The following is a 21,138-nucleotide window of genomic DNA, read 5'->3' as shown; positions in this document are numbered from 1 at the left end:
AAGGCTGCTTTTGATTTGAGAGGATAGAGATATGGAAATTGCACCACTTGCGATGACTCCGGTGTCGATGCATGCCACGAGTCATTTGGGCGAAACGCAGGAACCAAAAGAAGTGCAGAGCTTCGGCCAATATCTGACCGCGGCTTTGAAAAAGACAAACGCTTTACAGCTGGAATCGGATCGGCAGAATGCCCTGCTGGCAGCCGGGCGGATTGAAGATGTTTCCCAGGTGGTTATCGCCGCCCAGAAGGCTGATATAGCCCTCCAGCTGACCCTTCAAATGAGAAACAGAGCAATGAGTGCTTATCAGGAAATTATGCGCATGCAAGTATAACAGCTAATACAGTGTAATTCTACGTGAAGGGATTGAGATCATGGGAGATTGGAAAGAGCGGTATAAGGAGCTTCTGGAGAGATTCAGCAAGCGCCAGCGTTATATTATGCTGGGTTCCGCTTTGGCTATTCTCATTGCCATCATTGGTGTAAGTGCGTGGTATGGCAATAAACCGGATATGGTTCCCCTGTTTACCAATATGGAAACCAAGGATGCCGGCGAAGTAGCTGCAAAGCTAAAAGAATCCAAAATAGAATACGAAGTACAGGAAACGCGGCAAGGCACTACCATCATGGTTCCCTCACGGGATGTGCATAATGCACGGCTTGATTTGTCCACTCAGGGGCTGCCCCGGGGCAACAAAGGTTTTGAAATCTTTGATGACAGCAAGCTGGGCGTTACGGAATTCCAGAACAAGGTCAACTATCTGCAGGCTTTGCAGGGCGAGCTGACCAGAACCATTGAACAGATTGCTGCCGTGGAAAAAGCACGGGTTCATATCGTTTTGCCGGAAGACAGCCTTTATAAGAAGAATGAGAAGCCCGCTACGGCCTCCATTATGCTTCATTTGCGGCCTAATGTGGAATTATCCAAAAAGGAAATCAAGGGCATTGTCAATCTGGCAGCTAACAGTGTGCAGGGGCTCAAACCCGAAAATATCACTGTGGTGGACGACACGGGCAAAATCCTCAATGACCCTGATGAAAATGAGGAACAGACAGTCGGTGTCAAAACGATGACGCAGCTGGAGATGACCAAAAAGGTTCAGGATAATATCCAGAAAAACATCCAGTCCATGCTCGATGATTCCATGGGTGAGGGCAAGGCGTTTGCCCGGGTCAGCGTGGAACTTGACTTTGACGACAGAACCACTGACAAACAGACCTTTACTCCCGTGGTGGACGATTCCGGTATTATCCGCAGCCAGCAGGATTTGAGTGAATCCTATAATGGTACATCCACTCAGCCCGGCGGTGCGGCAGGGGTACAGTCCAATGTACCCGGCTATGTGGCTCAGAATGCCAACGCCAATGCCGAGTATGAGAAAAAAGAATCCACGAAAAACTATGAAATAAACGAAGAAAAATCCAAGACTGTGGCAGCCCCCGGCTCCATCCGCCGTTTGACGGTGGCGGTGCTGGTGGATGACACGGTGACCCCGCAGCAGCAGGACAGCATTATGCGGACGGTCAGCAGTGCGGCAGGCATTAACACGGACCGTGGTGATACGGTTTCGGTTGAACCACTGCCATTTAGTACGGAACTTCGCGATAAGCGGGCAGCTGAGGAACAGGCGGCAAAAGACCGCGAGGACCGTATCTTCTACGGTACCATTGCAGCAATTCTGCTGGTTCTGGCTGCTATCGGCGGCTACCTCTACTATCGCCGCAAGAAGAAGCTCGAAGCTATTGCGGCCGAGCAGGAGCGAATCCGTCAGGAGGAGGAAGCAAGGAAGAAATTGGAAGAAGAAGAACGCGCAGCACTCCTCGCCGCTGGTGCCTTGGATGTTGAAGAACTTACTGAAGAAGAACAGCAGCACCTCACCGAAAAACAGACCCTGCAGCAGCTTATCGACCAGCGGCCTGCTGAGGTGGCTATGCTTGTTAAAACCTGGCTTGCGGAGGAATGACCTATGGCACTTGAAGATATGTATGGCGATAGTGAGGACGAACAGCTCACTAATACAGAGAAGGCGGCCATTTTGTTCATTGCTCTGGGGCCGGAGTATTCGGCGAAATTGTTTCAGCATTTGGCCGATGATGAAATTGAGCGTATAACCCTGGAAATTGCGAATCATAAAAAGGTAAGTTCTGAGGTTAAGTCCAAAGTTGTCAGTGAGTTTTATCAGATGGCCATGGCCAGCGACTACATTTCCACAGGCGGTTTGGAATACGCACAGAACGTACTGGAGAAGGCACTGGGTTCGGAAAAGGCGATGGAAATTCTCAATCGTCTCACCACGAGCCTGCAGGTTCGTCCGTTCGACTTCCTGCGCAAGACAGACCCTTCTCAGCTCATGAACTTCATCAACAACGAGCATCCCCAGACCATTGCGCTCATCATGGCTTATTTGGATCCGGATCAGGCGGCAACGGTACTTGGTTCCTTGTCGCCGGAAGCCCAGGCCGATGTAGCCCGGCGTATTGCCCAGATGGACAGAACGTCGCCGGATATTATTCGCGAGGTGGAACGGGTGCTCGAACGCAAACTTTCCTCTCTGGTTACGCAGGACTTCACCACGGCAGGCGGTGTCAAGGCCATCGTGGAAGTGCTCAACCGGGTGGACCGTACCACAGAAAAATCCATTATCGAAACCTTGGAAGTGGACAATCCGGAACTGGCGGAAGAAATCAAACGCCTCATGTTCGTATTCGAAGATATCGTTCAGCTGGACGACCGCTCGCTGCAGATGGTTCTGCGCGAGGTGGATACCAAGGATTTGTCCCTGGCCCTCAAGGCTACGCCTCAGGAAGTGGCGGACAAGGTTTACCGAAATATGTCGAAACGTGCCGCCGATATGCTCCGCGAAGAAATCGAGTTTATGGGCCCGGTAAAGATTCGCGACGTAGAAGAGGCACAGCAGAAGGTCGTCAACGTCATCCGCGTACTGGAAGACAAGGGCGATATCGTAGTATCGCGTGGACAGGGAGACGAGATGATTGTCTAGAGTTATCAAAGCCGCGATATGGGAGGAGAATCCTCATCTTATCCATACCCCCGAGCCGCCTAAGCCCGAGGCATCTGCGGCGGAGAACTTTGGCATAGATGAAGAAGCCCAGGCCCGTATGTTGGCAGAAATTGCTGCCAAGGAGCAGCGTGCAATTCAGCTCCTGAAGGATGCCAAGGTGGATGCTGAAATCATGCGGCAGGAGGCCAAAGCCGAATGCGAGCGCATGAAAGCAGAAGCCCAGCAGGAGATTCAGGATGCTAAGGAAGAAGCCATAAAGCAGGGCCATCAGGAAGGCTATGAAGAAGGCCTAAAAGATGGGGAAGCCAAAATCCGTGAGGAAATGGCAGCAACCATTGCCGAAGGCAGTGCTCAGGCGGAAAAGACCCTGCGTGATGCCAAGGCGGCCACACGTGACTATGTGCAGCAGGCCGAGCAGGATGTGGTGCGCATCGTTATGGCAGTGGTGGAGAAGATACTGCCGCAGCATTTCATTGATGTACCACAAGTGGTACTGCCTGTGGTGCGGGAGGCCATCTCCAAGGTAAAGGACCAGAAGGAACTGAAAATCCATATTGCGCCCCAGGACTATGATTTGGTGCTGATGGCCCGCAATGAGTTCCGGGGTCTCTTAACCTATGGGGATGCCACCATTGATTTGGTTTCTGACCAAAGCATGAAGCCGGGGGATTGTCTGATTGAAACGCCTAATGGCACAGTGGATGCAAGGCTTGCCACCCAGATAGAACTGGTACGGCAGGCAGTAAAAAATGTTATGCTTTAAGCGTTTCCCTTGAGGTATGGCGCTATGGAAGATATGCAGGGAAAGCCTTTCAAACTGAATATCGACAAATTTACCGAAGCGGTATATGAGTGTTCCAGCGTCAAGCTGACGGGGAAGGTTACGCAGGTTATCGGTCTGGTCATTGAATCACAGGGGCCGACGGTGAGTGTGGGAGAGTTATGCTATGTAAGTTCCCATAATCCCGATGTGCCGCCCATCCCTGCCGAAGTGGTGGGGTTCCGTGAGGGGTATGTCATGCTGATGCCTGTCGGTGAGATGCAGGGCATTGGCCCCGGCTGTGAAGTGACTGCCGCCCAGAGAATGCTGAATGTCCGGGTGGGCGAAGAACTTCTGGGCCGTGTCTTGGACGGATTGGGCAATCCCATTGATGGCAAGGGCCCCATCCTTTGCAAGACGGAGTATGGTCTTAACGCTGACCCGCCGCATCCGCTGTCGCGGCCTCGTATCCATGACAGTCTTTATGTAGGGGTGCGGGCTATTGATGGCCTTATCACCATGGGCGAGGGGCAGCGTATCGGTATTATGGCTGGTTCCGGGGTGGGTAAATCCACCCTTCTTTCCATGATAGCCCGAAATACCGAAGCGGATATCAGCGTTATCGCTCTGGTAGGGGAACGTGGCCGTGAGGTGCGGGACTTTATCGAGCGCGATTTGGGCGAAGAAGGCATGAAGCGCTCCGTGGTGGTGGTGGCTACATCTGACCAGCCGGCGCTGGTACGCATCAAGGGCGCGATGACGGCCACGGCCATTGCGGAATACTTCCGCGACCAGGGGCGCAAGGTCATCTTGATGATGGATTCGGTTACCCGCTTTGCCATGGCGCAGCGTGAAGTCGGGCTGACCATTGGGGAGCCGCCGGCTACCCGTGGTTATACGCCTTCGGTTTTTGCCATGCTGCCAAGGCTGCTGGAGCGAGCGGGAACAAATTCCACCGGTTCCATTACAGGCATCTATACGGTGCTCGTCGATGGTGACGATATGAACGAGCCCATTGCCGATGCGGTGCGCTCCATTTTGGACGGGCACATCGTGCTCTCTCGCAACATTGCGGCGCAGAATCACTTCCCCGCCATTGACATCATGCCCAGCGTCAGCCGCGTTATGAATGAAGTAGTGTCACCGGAACATTTGAAAGCAGCCCAGCAGATGCGGCAGCTTATGGCGGTGTACCGGGACGCAGAGGACCTCATTCATATCGGTGCTTATGTGAAGGGCTCCAGTGCCAAGATTGACGAGTCCATCCAAAAGATTGATGCCATAAATGAATTCCTCTGTCAGGGAATTTATGAAGTGGATTCCTATGAGGAAACCGAAAAGAAATTAATCGGGATTTCCGGGTGATAGGCCATGAAGAAGTTTAAGTTTCAGCTGGAAACCCTCTTAAGGGTCACCCGGCGCAAGAAGGATGATGCCGAGCGTGACTTTGCTGATGCCTCCCGCAAGGTGGAGGAAGCCCGGGAGGGGCTCAATACTTTGCTGGCAGAAATGCAGAAAGGCCAGCAGGATTATGATGCTCTTTCTAAGGAAGGCATTCGGGTTACCGTAGGCAGGCTGATGACCTTCAATAGTTTTTTTGCCTGGAAGCGGGAACAGATTGAAATGCAGCAGAACATCATTCTGCAGATGAAAGCCGAGAAGCAGAAGAAACTCAAAATCCTGATGGATGTAATGAGTTATCTCAAGAGTATAGAACAGCTGAAGGAACGCCGCTGGCAGGAATATCAGGCAGAGGCCCTGCAGGAAGAACAAAAGATGCTGGACGAAATCGGACTCCAGCTCACGATGCGGCGTAAGAGGGAAGGGGTAAGCTCATGATGGATTTAACCGGTGTACGCCATGTACAGGCAAGAATTGCCCAGTTGCAGGAGCAGTTTGGAATGCCGGGAAACATGCCCGGAACAGGCTTCTCCCAAAAACTGGAAAAGGAGATTCAAAAATCTCTGGGCCTTGCCAATACCGAAAAGGTGCAGGATACAGCAAAAGCGGCTGCAGAGGATAAAAGCCAGCAGCTTCCGGAGGTACAGCAGACAGAAGCGGCCAAAAAGGTTTCCAGTAAACTTCTGGACGATATGCCGCTGGCTGACCAGAACCTCAGCACATTGATTGAAGCGGCGGCCCGCAAATATAAGGTAGACCCCAAGCTGGTAGCCGCTGTGGCCGAAGTGGAATCCAATGGCAATCAGGATGCTGTTTCCTCCGTGGGCGCCATTGGCGTTATGCAGCTGATGCCGGATACAGCGGCATCTCTGGGGGTTGACCCATATAATAAGCAGCAAAATATCGAAGGTGGAGCCAAATACCTGCGGCAGATGCTGGATACCTTTGGAGGTGACCTCAAGAAGGCAGTGGCAGCGTACAACGCCGGCCCTGGCGCGGTGAAGGATTATGGCGGTGTTCCACCGTACAAAGAGACGCAGAATTATGTAAGCAAGGTACTTGATATTTACAGATAACAAAGGCGGGTTGGACAATGGCAGCGAAGAAAAAAAAGAAAAAAGGCAGTAAAATAGTGAAAGTGCTATTAGTGCTCTTCCTGCTATTAGTACTGATTTTGGGAGGCTTTGCCCTGGGCGTTTACCTGCAGCTGATTGATACCCAGGAGGCCAATGAGAAACTCAAGCTCTACGACCTGCCGGTGATTGGTGAATACTTTGTGCGTCCGGCACCGAGTAAGGATGACATGGAAAATCTTCCCGTGGAGGATGCGAAACCGGGCAAGGATAAGGACAAAGAAGCAAAGAAAGACGACAAGGATAAAAAAGAATCCAAGAAAATTGTCATAGCCAAGGAAGAAATCGAAAAGCAAATGAAGCAGCGCGAAGCCGAGGAAAAGAAACGCGTTTCTAAGCTGGCTCGTCTGTACAATCAGATGAAGCCCAAGGATGCTGCCAAGGCCATGGACCAGCTCGATGATGATATGTGCATTGCCATTTTACAGCGCATGGATGAAGCGGTTGTGGCTAAGATTATGACGGAATTTGATGAAGGCAAGACTGCCCGCATTACCCGTATCATGTATGCCGGCACTAAGAAAGAAGTCAACACGGAAGAAGATGTTCGTAAGATGATGGAAGAAAAGGCCCAGCAGGAAAATCAGGAAGCGTCGGCACAACAGGAACAATAATTATTTGCTATGAAAATTCTCCTTTTCATCAAAGAAGGAGAATTTTTTATTTAAGTAAAAGTCACTTTTCGCCGATAAATACCATGAGAAGGAGGTGATTCAGTGAACACAGCAAATGTAATGGCAATTTCTCCAAAAGCCGGTGCCGCGCCTAAAGTTCAGCCCACAAGGACGGTGAGCAGGAATTCCACAGGCAGTGCCAAGGATTCCTTCGGTGAGGTACTGGGCAAGGCTGGAGAAGATGCAGCAGGAAAAACGGCAAAATCGGCAGTACAGGGAAGTGAACAAGGAAATGTTGAGGCTAAGGAAGCTGATATAAAAGACGATATGCCAGACGGAACGGAGTCTGCTTTGAATAAGCAGCAGGGCAAGGAGCAAAAGGCAGGGAAAGCAGTCAAGGATGGAAAGGATGCGCAGGGAGCAAAAGCTACGGAAGGCAGCGAAGCATCAGCAGGAGAACAGGAGTTAGGCAAACTGGCCGCACAGGCAGTGGTGCTGAACTTTTCTCCGGAAGGGCAGGCCGCATTGGTCATGGAAGAAGTGCCACAGCAGGCAGAAGCGGCAGCCACAGTGAATTTGCAGAGTTTATTGCCCCAGTCAGCGGAAGATACTCAGAAAAATAAGAATTTCCTGGCAATGCTTTCGGGACAGCAGGTGAAGACAACGGGCAAAGAAACGGCTTTGGAGAATATTCAGCCGGAACTTAACCAGAATCCGCAGGCAGGTTCACTGGAAATCAATCAGTCAGCAAAACCGGCGACCTTATTGGAAGTCCAGTTAAGCAATCACCAGATTGCTAATCAAGTAGCAAATGCAGCGGATGAGTTGACCGCAAACCAAACGGAAATGCCGTCCTTAACGGTACTGAATAATGGCAAGGAAAGAGCAGATGCCAAGGGAATGGCGCCTTTTGAGCAGAGCGAAGAGACGATGCCGTCCATGCCTGCTGGGAAGGTGAATGATTCAGTGACGTTGCAACAGGCGGCAGGTCAGGGAAAAATTCCTGAAGTCATGGTGCAGCCCCTAAAGACAGAAGAAGGGCAGCCCGTGAATAATCCGCTGGCAGGTGTCAACATAACGGTTGAAGATGAAGTGCCGGTGGTAACGCAGTCCATGAACGCCCAGCAGAATCAGCTCGATGGCGAGGGGCGCCCGACAACGCAGCTTCCGGAAGAAGCTGTAGGCGATAAGGCGCCGGTTCAGCAGTCTGCCAATAACGAACCCATCAGCATGTTCCAGCAGAGCCTCAATGAGAGCCTGACAGGAGCCAAGGGGACAGCGGATGTGAATCAGTCCCAGAACGTGCAGGAAGACTTTGGTGTTCCCCGTCAAATTGTGGAACAGGCAAGGCTCTTGCGGCGGGGGCAGGATACCCAGATGGTCATTAAACTCCACCCCGACCATTTAGGCGAACTTACCCTTAAGGTTTCCGTTTCGGCGGGCGGTGCAATCAACGCCTCCTTCCACAGCGACAACGCACAGGTAAGGGCTATCATTGAAAACACGCTGGTACAGCTGAAACAAGAACTCAACAATCAGGGACTCAAAGTGGATAACGTCGATGTCTATGCCGGACTCACGGACGGGCAGCTTCCTCAGGGAGAGGGACAGCAGGCATGGCAGCAGAATCAGGGACACAGTGGCAACAGCATTCGGAATATAGGAAATGTGGAAGATTATGGGGAAGAGACCGAAAATATAGCTGTTAGTCAGCAAAGTACAGCTGACGTTGCTGATGGTGTCGATTACCGAGTCTAAAGCATAGAAGGTGAAAAAGGTGGCAAATTCATTAAACACAATCACAGTGGATGGTGTAACTCAGACGCTGGAAAACTATCAGGCAAGTCAGACGCAGGCCAACAAGGATAACAGTGCCTTAGGCAAGGATGCATTCCTGCAGTTATTGGTTACTCAGATGAAGTATCAGGACCCGCTGGACCCGCAGGATAATGGCGAATATCTGGCCCAGTTGGCACAGTTCTCCGCATTGGAACAGATGACCAATGTAGCCGATGGCCTCAGTGATGTATCGAAACTGGTCAGCAACATTGACACTTCGGTACTGGTAGGCCAGCTCAGCAATATGATTGGCAAAGATATCCAGTGGACCATTGACACCACCAGCACGGACGCAAATGGCAAGGTTAGTACGACAACCTCCAAGATGGAAGGCAAGGTTACAGGGGTAAGCATTTCCGATGGCTCGCCCACGATTGTAGCCAGTGCCGGCGGCCAGTCCTATAAGGTCGCTATTGGCAACATCATCCGTATTGGAGAAGGTGTACAGGGAAGCTAAAATATTTTGGCTATGAATAAGGGAGGAGAGAATCATGCACCCCATCCTTCCGCTTCAAGGACGAATAACCAGTTTGCAAGGTACTGCACAGACGCATAATGCGAGCCAAATCAGCTTTCAAGATTTTCTGCAAAGTGCGCAGGAGAAGGAATCTGCCAAAGGCGCAGAGATTGCCTTCTCCGTGCATGCGCAGAACCGCTTGCAAGAAAGGAATATCAATTTGAGCCATGAAGATTTGGCTCGCCTGCAGTCAGCCGTTGACAAGCTGGCCCAAAAGGGAGCGAGGGAATCCCTCATCTACATGCAGGAGGTGGCGCTGGTGGTCAGCGTAGCCAATCGCACGGTAATCACCGCTCTGGAAAAACTCCAGGGCACAGACAACATAATAACGAATATTGACAGTGCAGCAATCATCTAAGAGTTGGACCGATAAGGAGACTTGGAGATACTGACCGATTGAGGTATCTTGCGATTGCTGCATCATAAGAAAAAATCTTTTCATGTAAGGAAAGGAAGATTCATTATGATGCGTTCGCTTTTTTCTGGTGTTTCGGGCTTGAAGGGACATCAAACGAGAATGGATGTTATTGGTAATAATATTGCTAACGTAAATGCCACGGGCTTTAAGTCCAGTCGTGTAACTTTTGCTGATACACTTAGCCAGACGCAGACAGCAGCTTCAGCACCGGGGGATACTTTGGGCGGCACGAACCCCAAGCAGATTGGCTTAGGCACGGGCGTAGCCAGCATTGACCTGCTTTTTACCGATGGCAGTGCCCAGCAGACAGGCAAAAATACGGACGTGGCTTTGTCTGGCAATGGCTTATTTGTAGTAAAGAGCGGCAAAGATACTTATTATACTCGTGATGGCGCTTTTGAATTCGATGCGGATGGTAACTATGTATTGCCGGGAAGCGGCCACTATGTACAGGGCTGGATGGCTAAAGACGGTGTGTTGACTACAAATGGCGGCATAGAAAATATCGTGGTCAAGGCCGGTAAAAGCATGGCGGCTAAGGCATCGGAAAAGATAACATATGAGAACAATCTTAATTCGGCGGCATTAACTATTAGTAAGATATCTGGAGGAAATGGTACTATTCAAGCTGCTGATGTATCTGCGTCCAATCCAGTGACTTTGGATATTAATGGTACAACCTATACAGTAACAGGTATTACAAGTAATATAGATACTAGCGCAACATGGACAGTGAATGCGGCCGTCGCGGCCGGTGGCACTACCATTACTATAACAGATGGTACCAATCCTGCTGTAACATGTACCCTTTCAACTGCTACAACCGCTGCAATTCCTGCTTCTACTAGTGTGAACAGTGTGAGTGGTCCCCTGAAAAGCTCCACGGCCAGTACGACTAAGCCCGTAACATTGACTATGAGTGATGGTTCTACTGTGACTCAGACTTCGGGAACGTACACTACTGGATACAGTCTGCCGATTACGACAACTGTTAATGTCTATGATACTTTAGGCAACGTCCATACGTTGAATCTTTTCTTTACTAAGACGAAGGTTTCTAGTTCCACAGGTAATGAATGGACATTATCGCTAGATTCCGATATTACGAAGACCAGTACGACAATTACAGAGACGGATGGTTCCACGACCACGCTTACGTTGAAACCAGTAACTATCAATTTTACGACTTCCGGTAAGTACAACAGCGGTACTGGTTCCACTACACTTACCTTAACGAATGGTGCTTTGGGTACGCAAAGTGTTGCTATTGATTTATCTACCCTTACCCAATATGCTGGTAGCAACACAGTGAAGGGAGAGGCTAATGGTAATGCTGCAGGTACATTGAAGAGTGTATCTATTGACCAGTCTGGTATTATCACAGGTGTATACACTAATGGTGTGCGTCAGTCAGAAGCACAAATTGCCATTGCGCAGTTCAGTAATGCCTCCGGTCTGACCAAGACGGGTAGCAGCCTCTATCAGGAATCCAACAACTCCGGTACGGCAAATGTCAAGACGGCTGCCGATCTGGGTGTGAGTATTACGCCATCGGCACTTGAAATGTCCAACGTGGATATCGCCAACGAATTCTCCGATATGATTATCACCCAGCGTGGTTTCCAGTCTAACTCCAAAGTTATCACTGTCGGTGACGAGATGCTGGAGACGCTCATCAACATGAAACGTTAATATCATAGGGGCTGAGACTATTCTCTGCCAGCTAAAGTCCGCTGATGGAAAGTATCAGCGGGCTTTTCAAATGCAGTTTAGTCAGCCATTTGTAATAGATGTTCTTGTTACGGGAGCATTGAGTTCGTGGTAATAGTATAGGCCGTGGCTTGGGGCGAATGGGGGGAGTGATTTTTCTGTAGGGAGCGACTGCCTGAACGCAGTGAAGGCCGGCCCCTGTAGGACACAGCTAAGCAAATACACTGAAAGCAGCGCCGTTGGCCTGCCCGGCGCGAGTAGCTGGATAGCTCAATTCGTTTAGCGGAAAACAGAAAAATTACTCCCCCATTCGCCCCTGACAACGCATGACCGGGATATCTTTAACACGAACTTCCCACGAATTGCAATTATATGTGTGTACAAAAGGGAAAATGATTTTTTACAGCCTATCCCCCTGCTTAACAGGTAAATTTTTTTGAATTTTTCCAAGAAACTTTCAACCTGAAAAAGGGAAAAAGCGGCCTCGTGACGAAATTTAAGAGAATAAGAAAGCATGCCAAGGATGTAAGGGGGAAAGGAAAAAATGATTAAGCTGACAAAGTTTAATTCGCAGACAAATAAAAAAGGAGAATTCGTGCTCAATGCCGAAATAATAGAAACGATAGAAGAAACGCCAGATACAGTCATAACTTTGACTAACGGCAAAAAGTTCATTGTGGAGGAACCCATGGACGAAATCGTCCGCCGGGTGATGAAGTACCGCCGGGCGCTTCATCAATGATTTTGATGTGGACAAGTCCTCATCAGCTGGTATAATGGGAAAGTAACTTTTTATGGAGGGATAAACCTATGGCTGACGAAGAAAAAGACACAGAGGAAGTGGCGGAGGAAGAACCGAAGAAGAAATCTCCGATAATCCTTGTCGTGGTGCTGGTTCTGATTGGACTGGTACTTGCCGGCGGCATCTCATTCTTTATTACCACTAAGATGATGGCAGATACCGCGACAGAGCAGGTAAATGAACACCATGACCCCGGTAAGTTTATCAAGCTGGGGGATGCCAAAGATGGCATTATGGTCAATGTCGGCGGACAAAAAGCCGGCAAGTTCCTGAAAGCGGGAATCGTCCTGGAGATGAATCCTGGCAAGAAGGCGAATATGACGGAGGAAGGCGCTTTGCTGCCGGAGGCCGAGACGAAGATTCTCGATACCACCATGCAAATCCTTCGCAGCGCTAAGCTGGATGAGTTTGATGCAACCCGTCAGGATGAGCTGAAAAAGAAGATTAAGGATGAACTGAACAACAAGCTGGGGCCTGGTTCGGTGTATGATGTGTATATAACTAGCTTCCTGCTTCAGTAAAAGTGTTCGTATTCTAGCAGGGAGGAGGGCGTAAGATTGGCAGATGAAGTACTATCTCAATCTGAGATAGATAAACTGCTTTCCGCACTGTCAGACGGAACCGTATCGGCAGAAGAAGTCAAAGCAGACGAAGAACAAAAGAAAGTTAAGACATACGACTTCAAGCGACCAGACAAATTTTCCAAGGACCAGATACGAACGCTCTTTATGCTTCATGAGAGTTTTTCCAGGCTCTTGAACACGTATTTGTCTACCCACCTGCGCACGCTGGTGAATGTGGAAGTGGCATCCGTCGAACAGCTGACTTATCAGGAATTTGTCCAGTCACTGGCAAATCCATCGGTTATCAGCATCGTGGCTGTGCCACCGCTAAAAGGCAATATCATCATGGAAATCAATACTGAGATTGCCTTTGCCTTTATCGACCGCGTGTTTGGTGGCGAAGGACGAGTGGGAATAAAACCCCGCGTCCTTACAGAAATTGAGGAAGTGGTGGTACAGCGCTTTATCAATACAGCGCTGGGCCATTTGAAGGAAGCTTGGATAAATGTGGTGGAATTTTTCCCCGCATTGGAAACAACGGAATCAAACCCGCAATTCACCCAAATCGTACCACCTAGTGATATGGTGGTCATCGTCACCATTCAGATGAAGGTGGGGGAAGTTGAGGGGATGATGAATATCTGTATTCCTTATCTGGTGCTTGAGCCGGTTATGTCAAAACTCACAACTACCTTCTGGGTAGCTGCATCAGTATCCAGGGATGATGACCCCGAGCAGGTCAAACTCCTGCAAAAGAAGATTGAGCGTACTAAGGTACCCTTCGTGGTACAGCTCGGTGAACTCCATCTTACGATTCATGAGTTCCTGACACTGGGGTTTGGGGATGTCCTGCAAATGGACACCCGTGTGGATGATAATTTATTATGTTTGGTAGGCAAAAAGCCAAAGTTTTACTGCCGCCCGGGTAAATCGGGCAAGAAAATGGCGGTTCAGGTTACCAAAATTATAAGCGAAGGAGATGAAAATACTGATGAGTGACGATATGATCTCGCAAGAGGAGATTGACGCCCTGCTTAATGGCGGTGGGATACCAGCAGCAGACGACAGTCCAGCACCGGCGGGAGAGTCCGAAGCACCGGCAGAAGCGCTAGCTGAAGCCGCAACAGGCTCCGACAGTAGTTCATCTCAGTTTGATGATGTACTTACGGATGTGGAAAAGGATGCCTTGGGAGAGATTGGCAATATCTCCATGGGCAGTGCTGCAACAACGCTTTCCGTGTTGTTAGGGCATAAGGTTAACATTACGACACCGGCGGTTTCTGTTTCTTCCATGAGTATTATTCAGGAACAGTACCCCATGCCCTACCTTATCGTGGAAGTTGGGTATACCATCGGTATTGATGGCAACAATGTCCTCGCCATTCAGGCACAGGATGCTTCTATTATCGCCGATTTGATGATGGGCGGTGATGGTACTAACCCGGATACAGAAATTAATGAAATCGCCATGAGCGCCGTGGGCGAGTCCATGAACCAGATGATGGGTACCGTGGCTACGTCCTTGTCCACGATGTTCAATAAGAAAATCGATATTTCCCCGCCTAAGGTAAACCTCATTGATTTTGGCAATGAGGAGAAGGTTACTGAGGTAATCGGGACGGATGATCCTATCGTGTGTACTTCCTTCCGCATGGAGGTAGATGGTCTTATCGATAGTGAAATCATGCAGATTTTGCCCGTGGAAGTGGCTAAGGAAATGGTGGAATCGCTGACAAATGGTTCGGCAGAAGAACCAGAGCCGGAACCGGCTCCAGCGCCAGCTCCGCCACCACCACCGCCACCACAGCCAGCGGCAGCACCACCGCCCCCGCCGGCGGCTGCACCTGCCCAACAGATGGCACCACCGGTTATGGCACCGCCTCCGGGCGGAGGGTATGGCTACGGAATGCCCATGCAGGGCATGGCGGCCAACATTCCGGTACAGCCAGCCCAGTTTACACCACTTAATATGCAGCCGGTACAGGTGAATGATGCCAACATTGGCCTTATTTTGGATGTACCCCTGTCGGTAACGGTGGAATTGGGGCGTACCAATAAATCCATCAAGGATATATTGGAGCTTACCAATGGTTCCATTGTGGAACTTGATAAGTTGGCTGGTGAGCCAGTGGACATCAATGTCAATGGTAAATTCCTGGCCAAAGGTGAAGTGGTGGTCATTGATGAAAACTTCGGTGTGCGAATCACCGAAATTGCCAGCCCCGCAGAGCGGGCGGCAAAGCTTCAGTAACACCGCGTTAGGGTAGAGAGGCTCTTGTCTAAAACAAGACTTTCTTATATAATTAAATTATTGAACCAAGTCGGATGTTTTTAAGATGAGGAGAGATGGAACATGGCAGTAAGAGTATTGGTCGTTGACGATGCGGCATTTATGAGAATGATGGTTAAAGATATTCTGTCCAAGAACGGCTATGAAGTCGTGGGTGAGGCAGAAAACGGCATGAAGGCTCTGGAAAAATACCAGGAACTGAAACCGGATCTGGTTACCATGGATATCACGATGCCGGAAATGGATGGTATCAGTGCCGTTAAGGAAATCAAGAAGGTTGATCCCAACGCCAAGATCGTTATGTGCAGCGCAATGGGCCAGCAGGCCATGGTTATTGAAGCCATTCAGGCTGGTGCCCGGGACTTTATTGTAAAACCCTTCCAGGCTGATCGTGTATTGGAGGCTGTCCGTAAAGCAGTGGGCTGATGGAAAGAAAACGTATTTTTCTGGCGTGTTTCGTGGGTATACTCATACTTTTAGTAATGGCAGATCCAGCCTTGGCAGCCGAAGAGGCTGCCAAGGGCGGGTATCTGGCTGGGTATGAGAATAGCGACCCGCGGCCAACGTCGATTTCCTGGTGGTCAACGATTGCTTATCTGGTCAGCCTCTTTGCTATTTTTGTATTTGTAGTAGGGCTGGCTTATTTTGCTGCCCGGTTTATCGGCGGCAAATTTGCCCAGCAGAAGTTGGGCTATGGTGGCAGAATCCTGTCCCATCTGCCTTTGGGACCAAATCGTTCGGTGTGTGTGATTGAAATGAGTGGTCGGGTGTTTATGCTTGGCGTCACGGAACATTCCATCACGTTGTTGTCGGAAATAACCGATCCTGATGAGATTGACCGCCTGCACCGCGAGGATTTGGCCTTTGGCAAGATGCCGGATATGTTTTCCCAGCAGTTTGGTACGCTGGCGGGACTGGTTCAGAAGGTGCCGCCGTTATTCCGCAAGTGATTGACCATCCAAAGTAACAGTTAATAAAGGAGTTGTGGGCAGTTGAACCGCCGAAATGTTTTTATCATGCTAGGAGGGATAGCCCTCTTGCTGTTTATGGCACAGGACGCTGCTTTAGCTGCACCGCTTATACCCTCGGTAAATGTCGATGTGGGCTCGTCAAATAAGCCCCAGGATGTAGCGGTGACGCTGCAGGTGATGGCGCTCCTGACCATCTTGTCTTTGGCACCGGGCATCCTCATAATGACCACATCCTTTGTGCGTATTGTGGTAGTTATCGGCTTTTTGCGCAATGCTTTGTCTACCCAGAATGTGCCGCCGAATCAGGTGGTTATCGCTTTATCGCTGTTTTTGACCTTTTATATTATGTCTCCTTATTGGAGTCAGGCCAATGAAAACGGCATTCAGCCTTATATGGCTGGGCAGATAACCCAGGAGGAGGCCATTACCAATGTGGTGGCACCGATTCGCGAGTTTATGTTCAAGCAGACCCGTGAATCCGATTTGGCATTGTTCGTGAATTTGGCTGATGATGAACGCCCGGAAACACAGGATGATGTTTCGACCTTTACCTTGATTCCCGCTTTTGTTATCAGTGAGTTAAAGACGGCCTTTCAGATCGGTTTTATGATTTATGTGCCCTTTATCGTCATTGATATGATTGTGGCCAGTACCTTGATGTCTATGGGCATGATGATGCTGCCACCGGTAATGATATCCTTGCCGTTCAAGATTTTGCTCTTCGTTATGGTTGACGGCTGGCATCTGCTGATAAAGTCGCTGATTGTCAGTTTCAAATAGCGTTGCATTGGGGCAAGGCGGAAGGAGCGGGTGCGTATGTCTGGTGATTTAGTTGTACAGCTGGGGCAGGAAGCCCTGTTCATCGTAATGATTGTTGCAGCTCCGATGCTGGGGCTGGGGCTTATTGTAGGTCTGATGGTCAGTGTCTTTCAGGCAACTACCTCCATTCAGGAACAGACCTTGGCATTTATTCCTAAGATTATCGCTGTGTTTGTGGCAATTCTTATTTTTGGTCCTTGGATGCTGCGGATTATGACGGAGTATCTGACCAATATTTTGGTTAATTTGCCTGGCTACATTGGCTAAAGGAGCAGTCTATGGACTTTTATGAACTTCTGCAAGGTCATGCGGCTGTGTTTTTGCTCCTGCTTACTCGGGTTAGTGGTATATTTGTGATTTCGCCTTTCTTTGGCAGTATGAATATACCGGTATATTTTCGGGCGGCGGCTTCCTTTGCCTTTGCGCTGGTACTTTTCCCCGTAGTGGATAATTTTCAGGGCGTGGCTGCTCCAGCTACCATCCTTGGTTATGCAGGAGCAATGCTTAGCGAACTCTTTGTAGGCTGGCTTATCGGGTTTGTGGCGTATATTTCCTTTGCTGCCATCACCATGGCCGGCAAGGTTATGGATATGCAGGCTGGCTTTGCCGTTGTAAACGTAATGGATCCGACTTCCGGTCAGCAAATGCCGCTTATCGGAAGTTTTCTTTATAATTTGGCCATTATTGTTTTTGTAGTGACCAACGGCCATCACATGATTATTTCGGCTCTGTTTGAGAGCTTTAAGCTGGTGCCTATCTTAGGTGCCAATCCGGATCTGTCTTTGCCGCTGATTATTGCGCGCTTTACGACCGGAATTTTTTTTACCGGCATGAAAATTGCCATGCCCGTAACCTTTGCCATTTTGCTGACCAATGTTGGTCTGGGAATATTGGCGCGAACAATGCCCCAAATGAATATCTTCGTGGTGGGCATTCCGATGCAGCTGACTGTGGGAATGTTGATTCTGACCATGGTGCTGCCTTTCTACGTCTTGTTTCTGGATGTGTTGTTCAATGAAATGTATGGAAACATTACCATTGCGTTGGAGGCCTTGCAATAGAAATTCCTTTGTCTTTGACTTGCAGCTTTTTGCTGGCGACGATAAGACGGAAGAACCAACGCAGAAAAAACGCGACGATGCCCGTAAAAAAGGGCAGGTAGGCCGCAGTACAGATATGAGTGCAGCCTTTGTGCTGCTCATGGGTTTTTTTATCATCAAGATGCTCTGGGAGTTTATCTATCATAAGATAGCAACTTACACGACCTATGTATTTTCCCATCTCAATCAGACGGTGGATACAGAGAGTGTGGTGCGCATCTTTATCGGTATCATTGAACTGCTGGCACAGACGGCGTTGCCCATTATGTTGGCGATAATGATGATTGGCTTGGCGATAAACCTGTTTCAGGTCGGCTTGAATTTCAATACAGAGGCCATTGAATTCAAGCTGGACAAGCTTAATCCCATCAATGGTTTTGGGCGTATCTTTTCCAAACGCTCCCTGATGGAACTCTTCAAGTCTTTGATGAAGATTGCAATTATTGGATTTTTTCTTTATGATTTTTTATCGGACCACTTGATGGAGATGCCTCAGTTTATTTATTTTGATTTGCCTACCAGTTTAGCGCAGATTTCTGATATAATTTTCAGTATGGCCTTTGAAGTCATTGGCGTCATTATGATTGTTGGTTTTATCGACTATGCTTATCAGAAATGGCAGACTACGCAGGACCTCAAAATGTCCAAGCAGGAAGTCAAGGATGAAATGAAGCAGTCTGAAGGTGACCCGCAGATTAAAGGCAAAATCAAGCAGAAACAGCGCCAAATGGCTATGTCCCGTATGATGCAGGAAGTGCCGAAGGCCGATGTTATCGTGACTAACCCGACCCACTTCGCCGTGGCCTTGAAATATGAAAAAGGCATGGTGGCACCGTTGGTGGTGGCCAAGGGGCAGGATTTGGTGGCGCAGCGCATTAAGGATTTAGCCAGGGATAACCGGGTACCTATAGTGGAGAATAAACCACTGGCCCGTGCTCTCTACGCTGCAGTAGATGTAGGAGATATTGTTCCTGCGGAACTGTATCAGGCTGTGGCCGAGGTTCTGGCTTATGTATATCGTCTGAAAAACAACCGCCGCCGTCGGGCATAAATAAAGTTGAAGGAGAAGCACTATGGCTGCACAACAGGCAGCTGCCCCCAATACCGTATTCGGCAAGGGCAGTTTCATTCAAAAATACAGCGATGTTATGATAGCGGTTGCTATCGTCACTATCGTTGTCATGATGATTATACCGCTGCCGACGCTGCTGCTGGATATGCTGATCTGTCTGAATATCACCATAGCGTTGCTGCTGGTTATGTCGGTAATCTACAACAAGGAAGCTTTGGATTTATCCATTTTCCCGTCCCTGCTTTTGATTACCACTTTGTTCCGGCTGGCGCTGAATATTTCTTCTACCCGTTTGATCCTTTTGGATGGCTACGCTGGGGAAGTTATTACCGCATTCGGTAACTTCGTTGTCGGTGGTAATCCCGTTGTCGGGTTTATCATGTTCGTCATCCTGGTAGCCGTTAACTTTATTGTTATCACCAAAGGTTCCGAACGTGTGGCTGAAGTATCGGCCCGTTTCACCTTGGATGCTATGCCTGGTAAGCAGATGTCCATTGATGCCGACCTCAATCAGGGGGCCATCACGGATGCAGAAGCAAAAATCCGCCGTGAGAAAATCCAGCATGAAGCGGATTTCTTCGGCGCTATGGACGGTGCTTCCAAGTTCGTCAAAGGGGATGCCATTGCCGCTATCATCATCATGCTGATAAATATTGCCGGTGGTTTTGTCATCGGCATGATGCAGCGCAACATGGAGGCTATTCAGGCGCTGCAGACTTATACTTTGCTGACCGTCGGTGAAGGTCTGGTCAGCCAGATTCCGGCCCTTTTGATTTCCACGGCTACGGGCCTTATCGTTACCCGTGCCGGTGCGGAAGGCAATCTGGGCAGCGACATTGTGGGACAGCTCTTCCATAATGACCGCATCTTCTATATCCTGGGCGGCGTGTTGATTTTCTTCTCGCTGGTACCAGGGCTTCCAGGGATTCCGTTCTTTGCGTTGTCCATGTTCTGTTTCCTCATTGGCAGACTTTTGCAGCAGCAGACCGAAGTCAAGACGGAAGTGCAGCAGGAGGAAAAGAAGGTACAGGAAAAACGCAAGGCCACCACGCCGGAGAATATTGTTTCTCTCCTGCAGGTGGACCCCATGGAACTGGAAATTGGCTATTCGCTGATTCCATTGGTGGATACGGGGCAGGGCGGTGACCTGCTGGACCGTATCGTCATGATTCGCCGTCAGTGTGCGCTGGAATTGGGCCTTGTGGTGCCCACCATCCGCATTCGCGATAATATCCAGATAAAACCCAATGCCTATATCATCAAATTGAAAGGCATTGAGATTGCCAAGGGCGAGTTAATGCTTGACCATTATCTGGCTATGAACTCCGGTACGGTCTTTGAGGAAGTGCCGGGCATTGAAACCACAGAGCCGGCCTTTGGCCTGCCTGCTTTATGGATTCCGGAAAACGAGCGTGAGCAGGCAGAATTAAATGGTTATACAGTAGTAGATGCGGTGTCGGTTCTCGCCACCCATCTCACCGAGGTCATCAAACAGCATGCAGATGAAATCCTCGGCCGTCAGGAAACCCAGAACCTTATCGATAACCTCAAGAAATCCAATCAGGCATTGGTGGACGAGGTTGTTCCCGACCTGCTCAACGTGGGTGAGATTCAGAAGGTACTGGCCAATCTCCTGCGGGAGCGCATTTCCATCCGCGATATGAGCACCATTTTGGAGGTGCTGGCCGATTACGGGCGGGCAACTAAGGACACGGAGATACTTACCGAGTATGTCCGTCATGCCATGGCCCGTCATATCACCCAGCAGAATGTGCAGAATGGGACGCTCCCCTGCATCACGCTGGACCCGGCTTTGGAAAACCGCATTGCGGGCGGTGTACAGCGTACGGAGCACGGCTCCTACGTCAGCATCGACCCGGATTCCATGCAAAAACTGGTTACGGCACTCAATGAAGAGCTGCCGAAACTTACCAATATGGGCTATCAGCCAATTGTGCTGACCAGCCCGGCTGTACGCCTGTACTTCCGCAAATTGGTGGAACGTTCCGTACCGGGGCTTATTATTCTGTCCCATGCGGAAATTGAGCAGAGCGTAGAGATTCAAATTCTTGGGGTGGTGAAGATTTAAGTTGCAGATAAAAATAG

23 protein-coding genes are annotated in these 21,138 nt (G+C 49.5%); all 23 read left to right on the top strand.

From position 1 onward, the window contains the following. The first annotated feature begins 31 nt into the window (after positions 1–31). Complete coding sequence (fliE, locus tag P157_RS0112875; protein ID WP_026761358.1) at positions 32–334, top strand: flagellar hook-basal body complex protein FliE; 303 nt, start codon at positions 32–34, stop codon at positions 332–334. A gap of 40 nt (positions 335–374) precedes the next feature. Further along, the gene (gene fliF / locus P157_RS0112870; RefSeq protein ID WP_026761357.1) at positions 375–1,964 is read left to right on the top strand and encodes a flagellar basal-body MS-ring/collar protein FliF; all 1,590 of its coding nucleotides are present in this window, start codon (positions 375–377) and stop codon (positions 1,962–1,964) included. Between the two features lie 18 nt (positions 1,965–1,982). Beyond that, positions 1,983–3,002: a flagellar motor switch protein FliG gene (gene fliG / locus P157_RS0112865; protein WP_026761356.1), complete on the top strand. Its 1,020-nt coding sequence runs from the start codon at positions 1,983–1,985 to the stop codon at positions 3,000–3,002. Next, positions 2,995–3,786 (top strand): FliH/SctL family protein, encoded by a 792-nt coding sequence (locus tag P157_RS0112860; RefSeq protein WP_026761355.1) that lies wholly within the window; start codon positions 2,995–2,997, stop codon positions 3,784–3,786. The genes fliG and P157_RS0112860 overlap by 8 nt, the downstream gene beginning before the upstream one ends. Positions 3,787–3,810: 24 nt before the next feature. Next, the gene (gene fliI, locus P157_RS0112855) at positions 3,811–5,148 is read left to right on the top strand and encodes a flagellar protein export ATPase FliI (RefSeq protein ID WP_026761354.1); all 1,338 of its coding nucleotides are present in this window, start codon (positions 3,811–3,813) and stop codon (positions 5,146–5,148) included. Positions 5,149–5,154: 6 nt separating this feature from the next. Then, a complete protein-coding gene (fliJ, locus tag P157_RS0112850; RefSeq protein ID WP_026761353.1) occupies positions 5,155–5,622 on the top strand; it encodes a flagellar export protein FliJ in 468 nt (155 codons plus the stop codon). Further along, complete coding sequence (locus tag P157_RS0112845) at positions 5,619–6,260, top strand: lytic transglycosylase domain-containing protein (protein ID WP_026761352.1); 642 nt, start codon at positions 5,619–5,621, stop codon at positions 6,258–6,260. Before fliJ ends, P157_RS0112845 begins: the two co-directional genes overlap by 4 nt. A gap of 17 nt (positions 6,261–6,277) precedes the next feature. Then, complete coding sequence (locus tag P157_RS0112840) at positions 6,278–6,931, top strand: MotE family protein (RefSeq protein ID WP_026761351.1); 654 nt, start codon at positions 6,278–6,280, stop codon at positions 6,929–6,931. A gap of 102 nt (positions 6,932–7,033) precedes the next feature. Then, a complete protein-coding gene (locus P157_RS0112835; RefSeq protein WP_026761350.1) occupies positions 7,034–8,689 on the top strand; it encodes a flagellar hook-length control protein FliK in 1,656 nt (551 codons plus the stop codon). A 19-nt stretch (positions 8,690–8,708) separates the two neighbouring features. Further along, on the top strand, positions 8,709–9,227 hold the full coding sequence (locus tag P157_RS0112830) for a flagellar hook capping FlgD N-terminal domain-containing protein (RefSeq protein WP_026761349.1): 519 nt from the start codon (positions 8,709–8,711) through the stop codon (positions 9,225–9,227). Between the two features lie 34 nt (positions 9,228–9,261). Continuing rightward, on the top strand, positions 9,262–9,645 hold the full coding sequence (locus P157_RS0112825) for a TIGR02530 family flagellar biosynthesis protein (protein WP_037368377.1): 384 nt from the start codon (positions 9,262–9,264) through the stop codon (positions 9,643–9,645). A 105-nt stretch (positions 9,646–9,750) separates the two neighbouring features. Further along, positions 9,751–11,397: a flagellar hook protein FlgE gene (locus P157_RS0112820; protein WP_026761347.1), complete on the top strand. Its 1,647-nt coding sequence runs from the start codon at positions 9,751–9,753 to the stop codon at positions 11,395–11,397. Between the two features lie 562 nt (positions 11,398–11,959). Further along, the gene (locus P157_RS0112815) at positions 11,960–12,157 is read left to right on the top strand and encodes a flagellar FlbD family protein (RefSeq protein WP_026761346.1); all 198 of its coding nucleotides are present in this window, start codon (positions 11,960–11,962) and stop codon (positions 12,155–12,157) included. Between the two features lie 68 nt (positions 12,158–12,225). Next, complete coding sequence (locus P157_RS0112810) at positions 12,226–12,738, top strand: flagellar basal body-associated FliL family protein (RefSeq protein ID WP_026761345.1); 513 nt, start codon at positions 12,226–12,228, stop codon at positions 12,736–12,738. A 36-nt stretch (positions 12,739–12,774) separates the two neighbouring features. Continuing rightward, positions 12,775–13,779, top strand: a complete 1,005-nt coding sequence (gene fliM / locus P157_RS0112805; protein WP_026761344.1) for a flagellar motor switch protein FliM — start codon at positions 12,775–12,777, stop codon at positions 13,777–13,779. Beyond that, entirely contained in the window at positions 13,772–15,031 is a 1,260-nt protein-coding gene (gene fliY / locus P157_RS0112800; protein WP_026761343.1) for a flagellar motor switch phosphatase FliY, read from the top strand. The genes fliM and fliY overlap by 8 nt, the downstream gene beginning before the upstream one ends. 102 nt (positions 15,032–15,133) lie before the next feature. Further along, on the top strand, positions 15,134–15,496 hold the full coding sequence (locus tag P157_RS0112795) for a response regulator (protein ID WP_014423701.1): 363 nt from the start codon (positions 15,134–15,136) through the stop codon (positions 15,494–15,496). Then, positions 15,496–16,020 carry a flagellar biosynthetic protein FliO gene (gene fliO, locus P157_RS0112790; RefSeq protein WP_026761342.1) on the top strand — a complete coding sequence of 175 codons (525 nt, stop codon included), beginning with the start codon at positions 15,496–15,498 and terminating at the stop codon, positions 16,018–16,020. The genes P157_RS0112795 and fliO overlap by 1 nt, the downstream gene beginning before the upstream one ends. Positions 16,021–16,086: 66 nt before the next feature. Continuing rightward, positions 16,087–16,821 (top strand): flagellar type III secretion system pore protein FliP, encoded by a 735-nt coding sequence (gene fliP, locus P157_RS0112785; protein ID WP_037356694.1) that lies wholly within the window; start codon positions 16,087–16,089, stop codon positions 16,819–16,821. A gap of 36 nt (positions 16,822–16,857) precedes the next feature. Further along, positions 16,858–17,127: a flagellar biosynthesis protein FliQ gene (gene fliQ / locus P157_RS0112780; RefSeq protein ID WP_014423704.1), complete on the top strand. Its 270-nt coding sequence runs from the start codon at positions 16,858–16,860 to the stop codon at positions 17,125–17,127. Positions 17,128–17,138: 11 nt separating this feature from the next. Further along, positions 17,139–17,921, top strand: a complete 783-nt coding sequence (gene fliR, locus P157_RS0112775; protein WP_026761340.1) for a flagellar biosynthetic protein FliR — start codon at positions 17,139–17,141, stop codon at positions 17,919–17,921. Then, positions 17,884–19,011: a flagellar biosynthesis protein FlhB gene (gene flhB, locus P157_RS0112770; RefSeq protein WP_026761339.1), complete on the top strand. Its 1,128-nt coding sequence runs from the start codon at positions 17,884–17,886 to the stop codon at positions 19,009–19,011. The genes fliR and flhB overlap by 38 nt, the downstream gene beginning before the upstream one ends. Before the next feature lie 22 nt (positions 19,012–19,033). Further along, a complete protein-coding gene (gene flhA, locus P157_RS0112765; RefSeq protein WP_026761338.1) occupies positions 19,034–21,121 on the top strand; it encodes a flagellar biosynthesis protein FlhA in 2,088 nt (695 codons plus the stop codon). Positions 21,122–21,138: the final 17 nt, after the last annotated feature.

Source organism: Selenomonas ruminantium AC2024 (genome assembly GCF_000687995.1).
Classification (GTDB): Bacteria; Bacillota; Negativicutes; order Selenomonadales; family Selenomonadaceae; genus Selenomonas_A; species Selenomonas_A ruminantium_B.
The sequence above is the reverse complement of the archived record's forward strand: the minus strand, read 5'-3'. Positions and strand labels throughout refer to the sequence as shown.

Bases quoted from the DNA above. Each gene is read 5' to 3' on its own strand.
- flhB (WP_026761339.1), top strand. From the start codon at position 17,884: ATGGAAACATTACCATTGCGTTGGAGGCCTTGCAATAGAAATTCCTTT.
- P157_RS0112810 (WP_026761345.1), top strand. From the start codon at position 12,226: ATGGCTGACGAAGAAAAAGACACAGAGGAAGTGGCGGAGGAAGAACCG.
- P157_RS0112820 (WP_026761347.1), top strand. From the start codon at position 9,751: ATGATGCGTTCGCTTTTTTCTGGTGTTTCGGGCTTGAAGGGACATCAA.
- P157_RS0112795 (WP_014423701.1), top strand. From the start codon at position 15,134: ATGGCAGTAAGAGTATTGGTCGTTGACGATGCGGCATTTATGAGAATG.
- fliE (WP_026761358.1), top strand. From the start codon at position 32: ATGGAAATTGCACCACTTGCGATGACTCCGGTGTCGATGCATGCCACG.
- fliP (WP_037356694.1), top strand. From the start codon at position 16,087: ATGCTAGGAGGGATAGCCCTCTTGCTGTTTATGGCACAGGACGCTGCT.
- fliO (WP_026761342.1), top strand. From the start codon at position 15,496: ATGGAAAGAAAACGTATTTTTCTGGCGTGTTTCGTGGGTATACTCATA.
- fliF (WP_026761357.1), top strand. From the start codon at position 375: ATGGGAGATTGGAAAGAGCGGTATAAGGAGCTTCTGGAGAGATTCAGC.
- flhA (WP_026761338.1), top strand. From the start codon at position 19,034: ATGGCTGCACAACAGGCAGCTGCCCCCAATACCGTATTCGGCAAGGGC.
- fliI (WP_026761354.1), top strand. From the start codon at position 3,811: ATGGAAGATATGCAGGGAAAGCCTTTCAAACTGAATATCGACAAATTT.
- fliJ (WP_026761353.1), top strand. From the start codon at position 5,155: ATGAAGAAGTTTAAGTTTCAGCTGGAAACCCTCTTAAGGGTCACCCGG.
- P157_RS0112825 (WP_037368377.1), top strand. From the start codon at position 9,262: ATGCACCCCATCCTTCCGCTTCAAGGACGAATAACCAGTTTGCAAGGT.
- fliQ (WP_014423704.1), top strand. From the start codon at position 16,858: ATGTCTGGTGATTTAGTTGTACAGCTGGGGCAGGAAGCCCTGTTCATC.
- fliG (WP_026761356.1), top strand. From the start codon at position 1,983: ATGTATGGCGATAGTGAGGACGAACAGCTCACTAATACAGAGAAGGCG.
- P157_RS0112845 (WP_026761352.1), top strand. From the start codon at position 5,619: ATGATGGATTTAACCGGTGTACGCCATGTACAGGCAAGAATTGCCCAG.
- P157_RS0112815 (WP_026761346.1), top strand. From the start codon at position 11,960: ATGATTAAGCTGACAAAGTTTAATTCGCAGACAAATAAAAAAGGAGAA.
- P157_RS0112840 (WP_026761351.1), top strand. From the start codon at position 6,278: ATGGCAGCGAAGAAAAAAAAGAAAAAAGGCAGTAAAATAGTGAAAGTG.
- fliR (WP_026761340.1), top strand. From the start codon at position 17,139: ATGGACTTTTATGAACTTCTGCAAGGTCATGCGGCTGTGTTTTTGCTC.
- fliY (WP_026761343.1), top strand. From the start codon at position 13,772: ATGAGTGACGATATGATCTCGCAAGAGGAGATTGACGCCCTGCTTAAT.